Origin of the sequence: Tepidibacter sp. Z1-5, from assembly GCF_037844525.1 — a bacterium.
Taxonomy (GTDB): Bacteria; Bacillota; Clostridia; order Peptostreptococcales; family Peptostreptococcaceae; genus Tepidibacter_A.
Genome location: NZ_JBBMMD010000032.1, coordinates 1 through 13,754 on the forward strand (window position 1 = coordinate 1; position 13,754 = coordinate 13,754).

General features: G+C 27.7%; 14 protein-coding genes, 1 tRNA gene and 1 rRNA gene. 15 read left to right on the forward strand and 1 reads right to left on the reverse strand.

What is annotated here, in order from left to right; genetic code table 11:
- Positions 1 to 224 precede the first annotated feature (224 nt).
- The 12 genes from WJW32_RS06850 (at position 225) to rsmI (ending at position 9,127) form a co-directional block, all read left to right on the forward strand.
- A tRNA-Gly gene (locus WJW32_RS06850) sits at positions 225 to 298 on the forward strand.
- Between the two features lie 4 nt (positions 299 to 302).
- Positions 303 to 418, forward strand: a 5S ribosomal RNA gene (gene rrf / locus WJW32_RS06855).
- A gap of 122 nt (positions 419 to 540) precedes the next feature.
- Entirely contained in the window at positions 541 to 1,041 is a 501-nt protein-coding gene (locus tag WJW32_RS06860) for a GNAT family N-acetyltransferase (RefSeq protein ID WP_340256751.1), read from the forward strand.
- A gap of 15 nt (positions 1,042 to 1,056) precedes the next feature.
- Positions 1,057 to 2,649 (forward strand): methyl-accepting chemotaxis protein, encoded by a 1,593-nt coding sequence (locus WJW32_RS06865; RefSeq protein ID WP_340256753.1) that lies wholly within the window; start codon positions 1,057 to 1,059, stop codon positions 2,647 to 2,649.
- A gap of 133 nt (positions 2,650 to 2,782) precedes the next feature.
- Positions 2,783 to 2,986 (forward strand): DUF378 domain-containing protein, encoded by a 204-nt coding sequence (locus WJW32_RS06870; protein WP_340256755.1) that lies wholly within the window; start codon positions 2,783 to 2,785, stop codon positions 2,984 to 2,986.
- Positions 2,987 to 3,076: 90 nt separating this feature from the next.
- Positions 3,077 to 3,256, forward strand: a complete 180-nt coding sequence (locus tag WJW32_RS06875; protein ID WP_340256756.1) for a sigma factor G inhibitor Gin — start codon at positions 3,077 to 3,079, stop codon at positions 3,254 to 3,256.
- A gap of 362 nt (positions 3,257 to 3,618) precedes the next feature.
- Entirely contained in the window at positions 3,619 to 5,034 is a 1,416-nt protein-coding gene (locus WJW32_RS06880; protein ID WP_340256758.1) for an aminotransferase class I/II-fold pyridoxal phosphate-dependent enzyme, read from the forward strand.
- 10 nt (positions 5,035 to 5,044) lie between these two features.
- Positions 5,045 to 5,668: a dTMP kinase gene (gene tmk, locus WJW32_RS06885; RefSeq protein WP_340256760.1), complete on the forward strand. Its 624-nt coding sequence runs from the start codon at positions 5,045 to 5,047 to the stop codon at positions 5,666 to 5,668.
- A 1-nt stretch (position 5,669) separates the two neighbouring features.
- Positions 5,670 to 6,608, forward strand: coding sequence for a DNA polymerase III subunit (locus WJW32_RS06890; RefSeq protein WP_340256762.1), 939 nt, complete (start codon positions 5,670 to 5,672; stop codon positions 6,606 to 6,608).
- On the forward strand, positions 6,605 to 7,498 hold the full coding sequence (locus WJW32_RS06895) for a PSP1 domain-containing protein (protein ID WP_340256764.1): 894 nt from the start codon (positions 6,605 to 6,607) through the stop codon (positions 7,496 to 7,498). The genes WJW32_RS06890 and WJW32_RS06895 overlap by 4 nt, the downstream gene beginning before the upstream one ends.
- Before the next feature lie 42 nt (positions 7,499 to 7,540).
- Entirely contained in the window at positions 7,541 to 8,293 is a 753-nt protein-coding gene (locus WJW32_RS06900; protein WP_340256765.1) for a tRNA1(Val) (adenine(37)-N6)-methyltransferase, read from the forward strand.
- The gene (gene rsmI / locus WJW32_RS06905; RefSeq protein WP_340256767.1) at positions 8,294 to 9,127 is read left to right on the forward strand and encodes a 16S rRNA (cytidine(1402)-2'-O)-methyltransferase; all 834 of its coding nucleotides are present in this window, start codon (positions 8,294 to 8,296) and stop codon (positions 9,125 to 9,127) included.
- An 85-nt stretch (positions 9,128 to 9,212) separates the two neighbouring features.
- Here rsmI and WJW32_RS06910 read toward each other — a convergent pair whose 3' ends face one another.
- Positions 9,213 to 9,458 (reverse strand): AbrB/MazE/SpoVT family DNA-binding domain-containing protein, encoded by a 246-nt coding sequence (locus WJW32_RS06910; RefSeq protein ID WP_340256769.1) that lies wholly within the window; start codon positions 9,456 to 9,458, stop codon positions 9,213 to 9,215.
- 145 nt (positions 9,459 to 9,603) lie between these two features.
- Here WJW32_RS06910 and WJW32_RS06915 point away from each other — a divergent pair, with 145 nt between their 5' ends.
- From WJW32_RS06915 to WJW32_RS06925, 3 genes are all read left to right on the forward strand, one after another.
- Positions 9,604 to 10,554 carry a DNA double-strand break repair nuclease NurA gene (locus WJW32_RS06915; protein ID WP_340256770.1) on the forward strand — a complete coding sequence of 317 codons (951 nt, stop codon included), beginning with the start codon at positions 9,604 to 9,606 and terminating at the stop codon, positions 10,552 to 10,554.
- A 14-nt stretch (positions 10,555 to 10,568) separates the two neighbouring features.
- The gene (locus WJW32_RS06920) at positions 10,569 to 12,416 is read left to right on the forward strand and encodes an ATP-binding protein (protein ID WP_340256772.1); all 1,848 of its coding nucleotides are present in this window, start codon (positions 10,569 to 10,571) and stop codon (positions 12,414 to 12,416) included.
- 126 nt (positions 12,417 to 12,542) lie between these two features.
- Entirely contained in the window at positions 12,543 to 13,445 is a 903-nt protein-coding gene (locus WJW32_RS06925; RefSeq protein WP_340256774.1) for an amidohydrolase family protein, read from the forward strand.
- Positions 13,446 to 13,754 lie beyond the last annotated feature (309 nt).

The window sequence follows — 13,754 nt, forward strand, 5'->3', positions numbered from 1 at the left end:
GGTTGATAGGTTCAGGGTGTAAGCTCAGTAATGAGTTCAGCTGATGAATACTAATAGATCGAGGACTTAACCTAATTTAAATCTGATCAATTTTGAAAGTATTAATTTGTAATATTTTAAAGCTCAAACTTAAATAATCATTTTGATTAACATACAAGGATAAATAATTATTTAAAAATCGCTTAAAAATATTAAAAATCAATACTGGTTTTACAATAGGATATGCGGGTGTAACTCAGTGGTAGAGTTCTGGCCTTCCAAGCCAGCTGCGAGGGTTCGACTCCCTTCACCCGCTCCAAATATGTGGTTATTATAGCAAAGAGGATACACCTGTTCCCATTCCGAACACAGAAGTTAAGCTCTTTAGCGCCGATGGTACTTGGGGGGCAGCCCCCTGGNAGACTAAAAATATTAGCATAATAGAGGTTTTTTTATCACTATACAGAATATTTAATTAATGTTGATAAATATAAGATTTAAATAATATAATAATATAGAGTTTTTTCTTTATTATATATACAAAATGAGAGGAGGTACAATATGAGCAAAGTCATTATAAGGCCAATTAAAGTAGATGATATTCCCTATATAAATGAAATGAGGATAATGAAGGGTGTAAAAGAAAATATATTAGGGATATCAACTGAAAGATTAGAATGTACAGAAGAATTTATTAAAAATATAGATATAAATAAGCATATGTTAGTAGCACAATTAAAAGAAGAAGATACGGTAGTCGGATTAGTTGGACTAAATGTAAATCCTACTCCTAGATTAAGACATAGTGCAAGCATAGGAATTATGGTACATAGGGATTATCAAGGAATAGGAATTGGTAAAAAACTTATGAAAGAAATATTAGATTTAGCTGATAATTGGTTAATGTTGAAAAGAGTAGAGTTGGGAGTCTTTGCAGATAATGAAAAAGCAATAAAACTATATGAGTCATGTGGTTTTAAAATAGAAGGAAGAAGAAAATATGCTGCAATACGAAATGGTAAATACGAAGATGAATATATAATGGGAAGATATAATATATAAGGAAGGTAAGAAAATATGAAATATATAGGAACAATATTAAATTGTATAATTGCTACTTTAATTATAGTTTTTACGAAACAATTACAAGGATTATATTTTGGGATATGTGTATTAACCGTGTTGATAACTATGAATATTATCAACAATATCAACAATAAAAAAAATGTATCACAAGAAAATATAGATAAATCAAATTTATTAAAGGAAAGAAATTTGAGTCAAGTCTTCACAGAAGAATTGGGTTTATTTGGAAATAATTTAAATGAATTCTTGCAAGATGTGAGAATTATAATAGCTAATACATATTCTTTATCACAAAAACTTAATGAAAATACAAACATAATATCAAACAATGTATATAATAACTCACTGTCATTTGATGAAACTCTATCTTCAATAGATGATTTATCTAAAACAATGCAGTATCAAGTAAATGAAATAAATAAGCTTGAGGATACATCTAAAATGTTATTTGAACATGCAAGTATATCTAAGGATAACTCAGAAAGAGCTATAAATGAAGTTGAGAATATGAATAATACTATAAAATATAATAAAGAGGTTTTTACCAAGGTAGTAAATTTATTAAAACAAAGCAAAGATACTGGAAATAATATGGCAGATGAAATAATAACTTTAACTAAAGAAGTGAAGGACATATACAATATAACGGATGAGGTAGAGAATATATCAAAACAAACTAACTTATTAGCTCTTAATGCAGCAATAGAGGCAGCAAGAGCAGGAGAAGCAGGACGAGGTTTTGCTGTTGTAGCTGATGAAATAAGAAAGCTTGCAGTTCAATCTTCAGAATCTGTAGCTAAGATATCTCAAATAATAAATTCAGTAACAGATAAAATAACTTATATATCTAATAAAATGCAAAGTGAAATGAATACGATAAACAAAGATATAAGTATAGCAGATGAATCTATAGATTCTTTAGGAAATATATATACGAAATCAGAAGAAGTTATAACGGATGTTAGAAATATATATGAAAGCTCTAACAAACAATTAGGACTAACACAAGAAGTAAATCAAATAATAAAAGAATTTACATACATAGTAGATGAAACAAATAAAGTATCTTCTAAAATAAACGAAGATGGAATAGAACACTCATCTACAATACAATCAATAGCATCATCTATTGCACAGCTTGAGGATATGTCTAATGACACATATAAATATATGAAAAAATATCTAGATAGCTTTAAATTAGATGAAAATATAAATAATAGAATATCAGATGCATTTGATATATTAAAAGAAATAGCTAATGAAAAAAATATTTTATCAAAAAACAGTAATACTAATCTTAGAAGCAATTTAAAGAATATAGCAAAATTGAATCCTTATTTTGAAGTTATATGTATTCTAAATAAAGAAGGATATAGTACGGTATCAAATATAGACGAAGAAGATTTTATTCAAAACTTTAAACACAGAGATTACTATAAAGAATCAATAAAAGGAAATGAATTTAAATCAAATCCATATATATCAGTAGATACTGGACATTATTGCGTAGCTATAGCGATACCTATAAAAGACAATGATCAAAACATATCAGGATGTATAATGGCAGATGTAATAGTAGGATAGTATATCAAAATATTTCTTGGGAAATAGTACAATAAATTGTATTATTTTACCTAAAACAACAATAATCTGGTGTGATATTTTATTAAAATATACAAATACTATAACTAAATATTATGAAAAGGAGTGGCTAAATATGAAAAGGCTAGCCTTGGTTTTAGTTATAATAGGAGCTTTAAATTGGGGATTAATAGGTTTATTAGAGTTTGATTTAGTAGCATCATTATTTGGTGGATCTAATTCATTTTTAAGTAGAACTATATATGCCTTAGTCGGAATAGCTGGTATATATGCCATAACTTTATTATTTAATTATAAAGAAGATAGAGATCGTATATAAATAAACAAAAAATAGAAGGATTTATCCTTCTATTTTTGTATGCAATTTAATAATGATGTAAATAATATAGTAAAGAAAGGGGATGGTTATGTGCAAACAAAAAAAATATGTTACATATGCAATAAAGAATCTGACAAAGGGATAGATATATTGGGAAGTTATATATGTAGAAATTGCGAACAAGAAATGATAGATGAAGAAGGAAGCGAATTAAAGATGGAATACTATAAAAGCAAAGTGAAAAGTCTGTGGAGGAATAATTTATCTTAGATATTAAAAGCTATACTTTAAGTATAGCTTTTTTGTTATAATGAACTAGATATATACTTATAAAAATTTCTTCTTAAGCGAAAATTATGCTTATTAAAATACCGCTATTTAGTCAATATTTTAATAAAACTAAGTATTACATTTTATTGAATATCCTAAAACTTTTAAACTCCCTACGGTCAAACAAAAAAGTTTTTAAACGGATATTCAAACAATGTAATACAAGTTTTATAGAAAAATATTAACAAAAAATAGCTAACATTTTAATAACCATAATTTTTAGTGACGTGTTTTGTATATAAATATTGAAGTAGAATAAAGTTAAAATTAAGCGGAAAAATAAAATTTAAAGGTGATAGATCGTGAATAATACTCCTATAATAAATAAACTCAATGATATAAAAAATAGTGAAATAATATCTTTTCATGTTCCAGGACATAAAAATGGAAAGATATTTGATAGATTAGGCTATAGTGATTTCAAAAATAGTATAGTTAATATAGATACAACTGAAATACCTGGAACAGATAATTTACATTCTCCTGAGGAGATAATTAAGAAATCTCAAGATATAGCTTCGAAGGTATTTAAATCAGATCAGACATTCTTTTTAGTAAATGGAACTACGTGTGGGATACAGGCTGCTATAATGGCTGTATGCTCCTTAAAAGACAAGATAATAGTCAATAGGGATTGCCACCAATCTGTCATAAATACCTGTATATTAGGTGATATAGAGCCTATATACGTAACCCCTAAAATAGATATGAGCAGTGGTATATCTCTTGGGGTAAAATTAGATGATATAAAAAGATTAATTGAAGAGGATGAAGGAATAAAAGCTGTACTTATAACATCGCCTACATACTATGGAATAAATACTGATATAAAGTCAATATCGGATTATCTACATAAAAAAAATAAAATATTAATAGTAGATGAAGCACATGGATCTCATATAGGTCTGAATGATAGACTTGGAATGAGTGCTATAGAGCAAGGAGCAGATATATCTATTCAAAGTACTCATAAAACTCTTCCATGTTTTACTCAAGCATCAATGATTCATATCAAATCTGATAGAGTTGATATAAATAGATTAAAATCATTTCTTAGAATGGTTCAATCATCGTCTCCATCTTATATGCTGATGTCATCTATTGAAATGGCAGTAGAGATATACAGCAAACATGGTAAAGAATTAATGGAAGAATTAATATACAATATAGATAAAACTAAAGACTATATAAAAAAATTAAAGAACATATATTTATACAATGATAAAGGTAATGATATAACAAAGATGTATATTATAACTAAGAATCTAAAGAGAGCAGGATATGAAGTAGAAGATATATTTAGACAAAAGTATAACATACAAGTGGAATTATCTAATCCATATGGTGTATTATTAATATGTAGCATAGGAAATGATAAAGATGACTTTGAAAAATTAAGACAAGCATTAAAATATATAGATAATGAAATTGGGGATGAAGATTTACTAGAGTCAGATTATCCAAATTACATTCCTAAAAAAGCTCTTAACCCTAGAGAAGCCTTCTATTCAAACAGAAAAAGTATACCTATAGAAGATTCAATAGGGAAAATATGTGCAGAATATATAATTCCATATCCACCCGGTATAAGCTTATTATCTCCTGGAGAAATAATAACTAAAGAAGTAATAGAATATGTACAAAAGTGGAAAAAAATAGGTATGAATGTTACTGGAATGGATGATAAAAATTTAGATTTCATAAAGATAATAGACTAGAGGTGATATTTTGAAAGGATTATTTATAACTATAGAAGGACCCGATGCATCGGGAAAGTCTACTCAAATAAAATTATTAAAGGATTATTTACAAAATAAAGGACATGATGTAGTACTTACGAGAGAACCTGGAGGAACTAAAATAAGTGAAAAAATAAGAAATATAATACTGGATAAAGAAAATAAAAGTATGCATTCACGAACAGAGGCCCTATTATATGCAGCGTCAAGAGCTCAACATGTTGAAGAACTTATAAAACCGGCATTAAAAGAAAAGAAAATAGTAATATGTGATAGATTCGTAGATTCAAGCCTTATATATCAAGGAATAGGTAGAAATTTGGGAATAGAGAATATATATGATCTCAATTTGTTTGCAATGCAGGATGTAATTCCAGACCTTACTTTACTATTTGACATAGATATGGATAAAGCAAAAAAGAGAAAAGAAAATAGAGGGAATTTAGACAGATTAGAAAGCGAGAAAGATACTTTTCATGAAGATGTGTTTAATGGGTATAAAAAATTGAAAGATCTGTATCCGAAAAGAATTAAGCAAGTAAAAGCTAATGGATCTATAAAACAAGTTCATGAAAAAATAATAAATATAATAGATACTTTTTTGGAGAATTAAAATGTATTTTGATAATATAATAGGTCACGATAGAGCAAAACAATTTATTTTAAATTCCATGAAAAAAAATAGAATAAGCCATGCGTACTTATTTGAAGGTCAAAGTGGAATAGGAAAGATGATGTTTAGCATGGAACTATCTAAAATGATTCTTGGAACTGATAATTTAGAAAATAACCCTGATTTTAAAATACTAAAACCAGATGGATCTTCATTCAAAATAAGTCAAATAAGAGATATGCAATTAGATATAATAATAAAGCCATATAAAAACAAAAAAATATATATACTAGAAGACGCTCATAAGATGACAGTACAAGCTCAAAATGCTTTATTAAAAACCTTAGAGGAGCCACCTGAATTTGCTTTAATAATATTAATAGTTGAGAACTCTAGCTCAATACTAGATACTATAAAATCAAGATGTGAAGTAGTGAAATTTTCACCACTTACACAGATACAAATACAAAACTATCTTATAGATAATAAAAATATAGATAGTAAAAGAGCAAAAGTTATGGCTTCATTTTCTATGGGAATATTATCTAAAGCGTTAGATCTATGCTATAGTGAAGAATTTAATAATAAAAGAAATGAAGTGCAGGAATATTTAAATATAATACAATCTAGAGATTTAATAAATATGTATACTATTAATACAAAAATAGAAAAACATAAATCAAATTTAAATGAAATTATGGATATATTAATAACTTATTTTAGGGATATACTAATGGTAAAACAAGGTGTAGATGAGAGTCTTATAATAAATTTAGATCAAATAGAATTTTTAAGTAGTCTAAGTAAGAAATTCACTTATTTCCAAATCTCAAATATTATTGATATAATAGATGAAAGCAATAAAAAGCTTATGAATAATTGTAATTTCAATATGGTAATAGGAACGATGATTTTAAATATATACGAGGTGATTAAATGATAAAAGTTGTAGGGATTAGATTTAAAAAAGCAGGTAAAATATATTATTTTAACCCGCTTGAATTTGATGTTAAAAAAGATATGAATGTTATAGTAGAAACAGCAAGAGGGCTTGAATATGGAAATATAATAGTTGGACCTAAAGAAGTTAGCGAGGAAGAAATAGTAGCACCTCTTAAACCTATTGTAAGAATATCTACAGAAGAAGATACTAATATATATAATGAAAATAAACAAAAGGCCAAACAAGCTTTCGATATTTGTGTTGAAAAGATAAAAGAATATGAACTTGATATGTATTTAATAGATTCGGAATATACGTTTGATAGAAATAAACTTATATTTTATTTTACAGCAGAAGGCAGAGTGGACTTTAGAGATTTAGTTAAAGGACTAGCAGCAATATTCAAAACTAGAATAGAACTAAGACAAATAGGAGTAAGGGATGAAGCTAAAACAATAGGCGGACTTGGACCTTGTGGAAAGCCTCTTTGCTGTTCTACTTGGCTTGGAGATTTTCAACCTGTTTCTATAAAAATGGCAAAGGATCAAGATTTATCACTTAATCCAAGTAAAATATCTGGAATATGTGGAAGATTATTTTGTTGCTTAAAGTATGAGCACAATACATACAGTAAGATATTGGAAAGAATGCCATCTGTAGGAACTATAGTAATGACTCCTGACGGAAAAGGAAAAATAACATATACTAATACTTTAGCAGAAAAAGTAAAGGTTGAAATAGATAAAGGAAAAAAATCCGAAAGTCACGTATATGAGATTCACGAAATAAGCGTTATAAAAGAAGCTAAAAAGTGTGGAGGATGCTGCAAGAAAAATGAAGAAATAGACCCTCTAACTTTAAAAGAACTTAAAATGCTAGAAGATTAATTGTAAATTTTTAGCTTGATTTTAATGAAAAAGGAGAACATGATGGATATAAAGTTAAAAGACAGTGAGAGAATAGACGATCTTCAAATAAAAGGGCTTAAAATAATTCAAGATAAAGAAGGATTTTGCTTTGGAATAGATGCAGTACTTCTTGCAAATTTTAGCAAAGTTAAAAACAATGCTAAAGTGGTAGATTTAGGAACGGGAACGGGTATAATACCTATACTAATAGCTGGTAAAAGTAAAGCTAAAGAAGTAATAGGTGTTGAAATTCAAGAAGAAGTTGCCGGGATGGCAAACAGGTCTATAAAACTCAATAATTTAGAGGATAGAGTCAGAGTAGTAAATGAGGACTTAAAGAATATAGATAGTATACTTGAAGTTAATACATTTCATGTAGTAACTTCTAATCCTCCTTATATGAAGCCGGATGGATTAAAAAATATTAATAATAAAAAAGCTATATCAAGGCATGAAATAACGTGTAATCTAGAAGATGTTATAAAAGCAGCATCTAGACTATTGATGCACCATGGCAAATTTTTCATGATACATAGACCTATAAGAATAGCAGATATAATAACTATATCTAGAAAATATAAATTAGAGCCAAAAGAAATACAGTTTATTCATCCTAAAATAGACAAGGCTCCTAATCTAATGATGATTGCATTTACAAAGGCAGGAAAACCAGAGCTTAAAATACTAGATCCTCTTTATGTATATAAAGAAGATGGAGAATATACAGATAAAATAAAAGAAATTTATTCAAAACAAGATATAGGAGAGAATTAAATGAAGGGTAATCTTTATGTATGTGCAACGCCAATAGGTAATTTAGAAGATATAACTATAAGAACATTAAATATATTGAAAGAGGTAGATTTGATAGCTGCAGAGGATACTAGGCACAGTATAAAGCTTTTAAATCATTATGATATATCAAAACCTCTTACAAGCTATCACGAACATAATAAAGACGGTAAAGGCAGAGTTATAATAGAAAAAATATTAAATGGACAGAATGTAGCCATAATTACTGATGCTGGTATGCCTGGGATATCTGATCCAGGAGAAGATCTTATAAGGCAAGCCATAGATGAAGGTATAAAGGTAAATGTACTTCCAGGAGCTACTGCATTTGCAACTGCACTTGTTGGAAGTGGTCTTAAAACGAGAAAATTTGCATTTGAAGGATTTTTAAATAGAGATAAAAAGGTAAGACGACAAGAATTAGAAGAATTAAAACATGAAAGAAGAACTTTAATATTTTATGAATCTCCTCACAGATTAAAAAACACGCTTTCTGATATATTGAACATATTAGGAAATAGACAAATATCAGTGTGTAGAGAAATTACTAAAAAATATGAAGAGATAATAAGAACTAGTGTTGATCAAGCTCTAAATATATTTAAAGAAAGAGAAATAAAAGGAGAATTTGTTCTTATACTAGAAGGTTTTACCGGAGAGATACAGAACTTAAATGATAATGATAATTTAAGTATACTTGAATACGTAACAAAGCTTATAGATGATGGAATGAGTAAAAAAGATGCTATAAAACATGTTGCAAAAGAAAGAAAGTTACCTAAAAATGATGTTTATCAAGAAGTATTAGACATATAGTATATAAAAAAAGTCCCCTAGGGGACTTTTTATCTTAATAAAATCATATAATTTTCAACAGCCATGCATCAGCATGAAGCGAATTTTATTTCATTTCAGATAATTTTGCTACACAATCAGGACAGATGTTCTTTCCGCTGAAATGTTGAATATCTTTTGCATTTCCGCAGAATATACAAGCTGGCTCGTATTTTTTTAATATTATACTTTCACCATCAACATATATTTCTAAAGCATCTTTTTCTGCTATGTTTAAAGTTCTTCTTAATTCGATTGGGATAACAACTCTTCCTAATTCATCAACTTTTCTTACTATTCCTGTAGATTTCATTATTTTACCTCCTATAGTATAAAACTAACAACATTTTTCGACAATTTATATATTTAAATAATAGCAAGGATGTCAATAAAAGTCAATAGAAAGTGTGAAATAAGTTTGAAATTAACGTAAATTTAACAAATGGGGTGATATTAAATTGAAAATAAATAATGATTTGATTAATGATTTTAAAAAGGTTAATTATCAATTAAAAACAATACATAAGCCTCTAAAAAATATAGGATTTGAAAAAATTCGACAAGGATTAGATATAAAAACTATGGAAAAGCTTGGAAAGGAAGATCTTACAAAAATTAGAAAAAAAGGAGATATAATAGGTGTAGATGGAAGTAAAAATAAAAAAGGAAATCTACATCCCCATTACTTGGTAGCTATAAGTGCACTTGCAAAGAGTATGGATTTAAGCAAAGAACCAACAGTATTATATCAAGTGTTTTCTCCATTAATAGACAAACTCAACAGTGAAAAATCTAAAGAAAAAGAAGAAAATATAATGGCGGAGTTAGAAGTACAAGTTGCAATCCAAAGTATAGAAAAATATAATCCACATATTATAATGATGGATGGCTCATTAATGACATACAGAATAAAATGCTATGAAAAATGGAAAGATCTTAAAAGAGAATGTATAGAAAACAACATACTTTTAATGGGTGTAATAGAAGAGATAAAAACCAAAGAAATAGTACAAGTATTAAAATCAAAAAATATAGATATAGGTGAGGATGTATATGATAAGGAAGTGCTGTTTGGATTACTAAATGAAGGCGAATATATAAATATATTGCCTGAAAAATCTAGAAAAGCAAAAGAGAATATAGATTGCTGTTTTTTGAGAACATCATCAGATCCTAGTGCTATAGCCATGGATTTTTTATCAGTTCAAAAGGAACATATGCAACAGTTTTGCGATGTAGTATATACATTAACTCCTAAAAATTCAAGGGGAATACCAATATGGCTTGATATTGTGGACAAAGAAGTAAAAATAACTGATGAAATGATGAATGCTTTAATAGATACATATATAGATAAAGATCTATCTAATCTATTTATTAAACCTAAAAGAGAAGAAAGAAGCTTGTAAGGAGGAGAATTAATATGCAGGTTGTAGGTATTACTACACAACAGGAAGTAAGTGTTGTAACTAAAAAAAGACCATTTAAAATAAATGAAATAATAGTTATAGAAGATGATTATCAAAAAAATCAATTGGGCGAAGTTTTTGAAACAATGTCATACAACCGATACATACCACTTAATATAAATGGCGGACTTATAGATTCTAATGTATTAAATTCACTTAATCAATTAGGATATAAAGTAGGGGAAGAGACTATGCACTTAGCTAAAATAAGACTTTTAGAAGAAGCAGAGTACCCTATATGTACAGGAGCGAAGGTTAGAAAACCTCACTTTAAAGAAGTGAAAGATTTATTTATAAAGTGTGAAAAAGATGATGGATTATTGCTTGGAGAAATAAAATCAACAGAAGATATGGAAGATAGTATGGAAGATGACCTGAAGGATAGCTTCTGTCTATGGAATAAAGAAGGAGTAACAAAACAAAGAGGAGTTCCATTTATATTTGATATAAAGAAGATGCAACAATATCCTCATATAGGTATATTTGGAGGTTCAGGTTCAGGTAAAAGTTTTGGTAGTAGAGTTATACTTGAAGAAATTATGAAACTTAACATACCTACAGTAGTATTAGATCCGCACTTTGAAATGGATTTTTCAAATAAATGTCTTGATTTAGAAGAAAAATATTTAAGTGACTTTAAAAATAAATTCACTATATATCAAATAGGAGTAGATGTTGGAGTAAAATTTGAAGATTTAAATAAAAATGAACTAAAAAAATTACTAACAGCATCAGGGAATATAACGGACTCTATGAGCAATGTAATAGATAATATATACAAAAAAAGAGATACATACATGACATTTTTAAAAAGACTTGAATATCTAGCAGAAGGTCAAAGATTAGGATCTGAGAAAAAAATATATGAAAAAATGAATACAAGTGAAGAGGTATATGAAAAGAAAAAATACTCTGATATACAAAAATTATTTTTAGAATACAATATAAAGTGTCCTGCAGCATCTGTAAGTGGAGTTATATGGAGACTAACTAGACTTTATAATGAGGGAATTTTTTCAAAGGATATACAGCCTATAGAAAATAGCATTAAAGAAGGTAAATTAATAGTCATACAAGGTGACATGAGACTTATACAAGTGTTTTCTACATATCTTTTAAATAAACTATATCACAAGAGAAGAGATTATAAGGATGCTAAATATAAGGAAGTAGAAAATAGTGAATTTTTTCCACCGTTTATAATAGTAACCGATGAAGCACATAATTTTGCTCCAAAGGGATATGAGTCTCCATCAAAATCTATAATAAAAGAGATAGCTCAAGAGGGAAGAAAATATGGAGTGTTCTTAATACTTGCAACACAACGACCTACTCTATTAGATGAAACTGTAACTGCACAGTTAAATACTAAATTCGTATTTAGAACTGTAAGAGCTTCGGATATAGGTACTATAAAAGAAGAAACAGATATAAATGCAGATGAAGCAAAAAGACTTCCTTATTTGAGATCTGGAGATACATTCGTATCATCAGCAATAATTGGAAGGACAATACCAGTTAGAATAAGAATGGCTAAGAGTACAAGCCCTCACACAGAAAATCCTTTTGATGAATTAAGTATGTTTATAGAAAACTCAAAGAACAAGATATTTGATATTATAAAAAATAGATTTCCAATAAAAGAAATGGAACTTGATGATATATTAATAACTCTTGAGCGAAATGATGTAAATATGAATATAAAGCAGTTAGAGAATGAACTTGATAGATTGGTTGATGATAAAAAGCTGATAAAGGGAGAGAATATGTGGGGATATTTTTATGATATTGTGGATAAATAAAATTTAAAAAAAAGAATAGTTTCATTCTAAATCTAAAAATTGTTTTGTTGCCTAAATACATTATTGGAATAAGTATTAGACGAATTTTGCATTTCTCGGGAAATATGTTTGAAAGGGGAATAAAATATGATAGATTGTCACATACATATATCTCTTGATGGAATAGATTTCAAAAAAGCAAGAGAAAACGGAAAAAGAGAAGAAATATTTGATATTATAAGAAAAACATTAAAAGAATATAGAAAAAGGGGAATTTATGTTTTAAGAGATGGAGGAGATAATTTAGAAATATCTTGTACAGCTAGAAAAATAGCTAAAGAAGAAGGAATTATATTAAAATCGCCTGTTAAAGCTTTATATAAAAAGGGTATGTACGGAAATTTTTTAGGGGAAGAATTAGAGGACCTATATGATTTTAAAAAAATATTTAAGTACTTAAAAATCAAACAATTGGATCACTTAAAAATAATATTAAGTGGACTTGTAAATTTTAAAAAATATAAAGATGTTGGAGAATTACAATTTACACAAAAAGAACTTAAGTATATTGTTGATTTAGCAAAGGATAGTAATATACCTACTATGGCTCATGTAAATTCACCATATGGGGTAAATATGGCAGTTGAATGTGGTATTGATACTATAGAGCATGGATATTTTATAACTCAAAGAGAACTTTATAAAATGAAAGAAAAAGATACTATATGGATACCAACATTATCACCACTTGGAAATCTCGTGATTAATAAAGATAAAAGATTTGAAGAAAATATAGATGTAATAAAAAGAGTATATGAAGAACATTTAAGCAGTGTGAACTTAGCATATGAAATGGGAGTTAAAATGGCTGTAGGGAGCGATAGTGGGTGTTATGGAGTAACACATGTAGATGGAACCTTTGATGAAATAAATCATTTAGTAAAAGCGGGGATAAAAAAAGAAGAAGTAATTAGAATGGGTATAGAAAATGGAATAAAAGTTTGTAATTTAAGTGAAAGTGAAAAAGAATATTTAAATTATTTGCAATAAGATTGTTAAGGGAAAGAATCATAGTTTAAGACTTGATCAAAATTTGATTAAGATAAGACATCAAAAGGAAAAAGGTTAAGCATGATTTATAATAAAATCTTGAAATTTAATTTTTACAACTTTTTTACAATAAAAATATAATTCCTATATATTTGATTTGTATAATGAATTTAACGAAAGAAATTAAATATATAGGGGGAAATTAATTATGAAATTTATGAAAATGAAAAAAGGATTACCAATAGCATTAATAGCAGGAATGTTATTAACAGGAGGAGTACAAAGTTTTGCAGCAATGAACAATGTATC

Coding starts and splice junctions, on each gene's coding strand:
- WJW32_RS06920 (WP_340256772.1), top strand. CDS start 10,569: ATGCAGGTTGTAGGTATTACTACACAACAGGAAGTAAGTGTTGTAACT.
- rsmI (WP_340256767.1), top strand. CDS start 8,294: ATGAAGGGTAATCTTTATGTATGTGCAACGCCAATAGGTAATTTAGAA.
- WJW32_RS06865 (WP_340256753.1), top strand. CDS start 1,057: ATGAAATATATAGGAACAATATTAAATTGTATAATTGCTACTTTAATT.
- WJW32_RS06890 (WP_340256762.1), top strand. CDS start 5,670: ATGTATTTTGATAATATAATAGGTCACGATAGAGCAAAACAATTTATT.
- WJW32_RS06910 (WP_340256769.1), bottom strand. CDS start 9,458: ATGAAATCTACAGGAATAGTAAGAAAAGTTGATGAATTAGGAAGAGTT.
- WJW32_RS06900 (WP_340256765.1), top strand. CDS start 7,541: ATGGATATAAAGTTAAAAGACAGTGAGAGAATAGACGATCTTCAAATA.
- WJW32_RS06895 (WP_340256764.1), top strand. CDS start 6,605: ATGATAAAAGTTGTAGGGATTAGATTTAAAAAAGCAGGTAAAATATAT.
- WJW32_RS06870 (WP_340256755.1), top strand. CDS start 2,783: ATGAAAAGGCTAGCCTTGGTTTTAGTTATAATAGGAGCTTTAAATTGG.
- WJW32_RS06860 (WP_340256751.1), top strand. CDS start 541: ATGAGCAAAGTCATTATAAGGCCAATTAAAGTAGATGATATTCCCTAT.
- WJW32_RS06925 (WP_340256774.1), top strand. CDS start 12,543: ATGATAGATTGTCACATACATATATCTCTTGATGGAATAGATTTCAAA.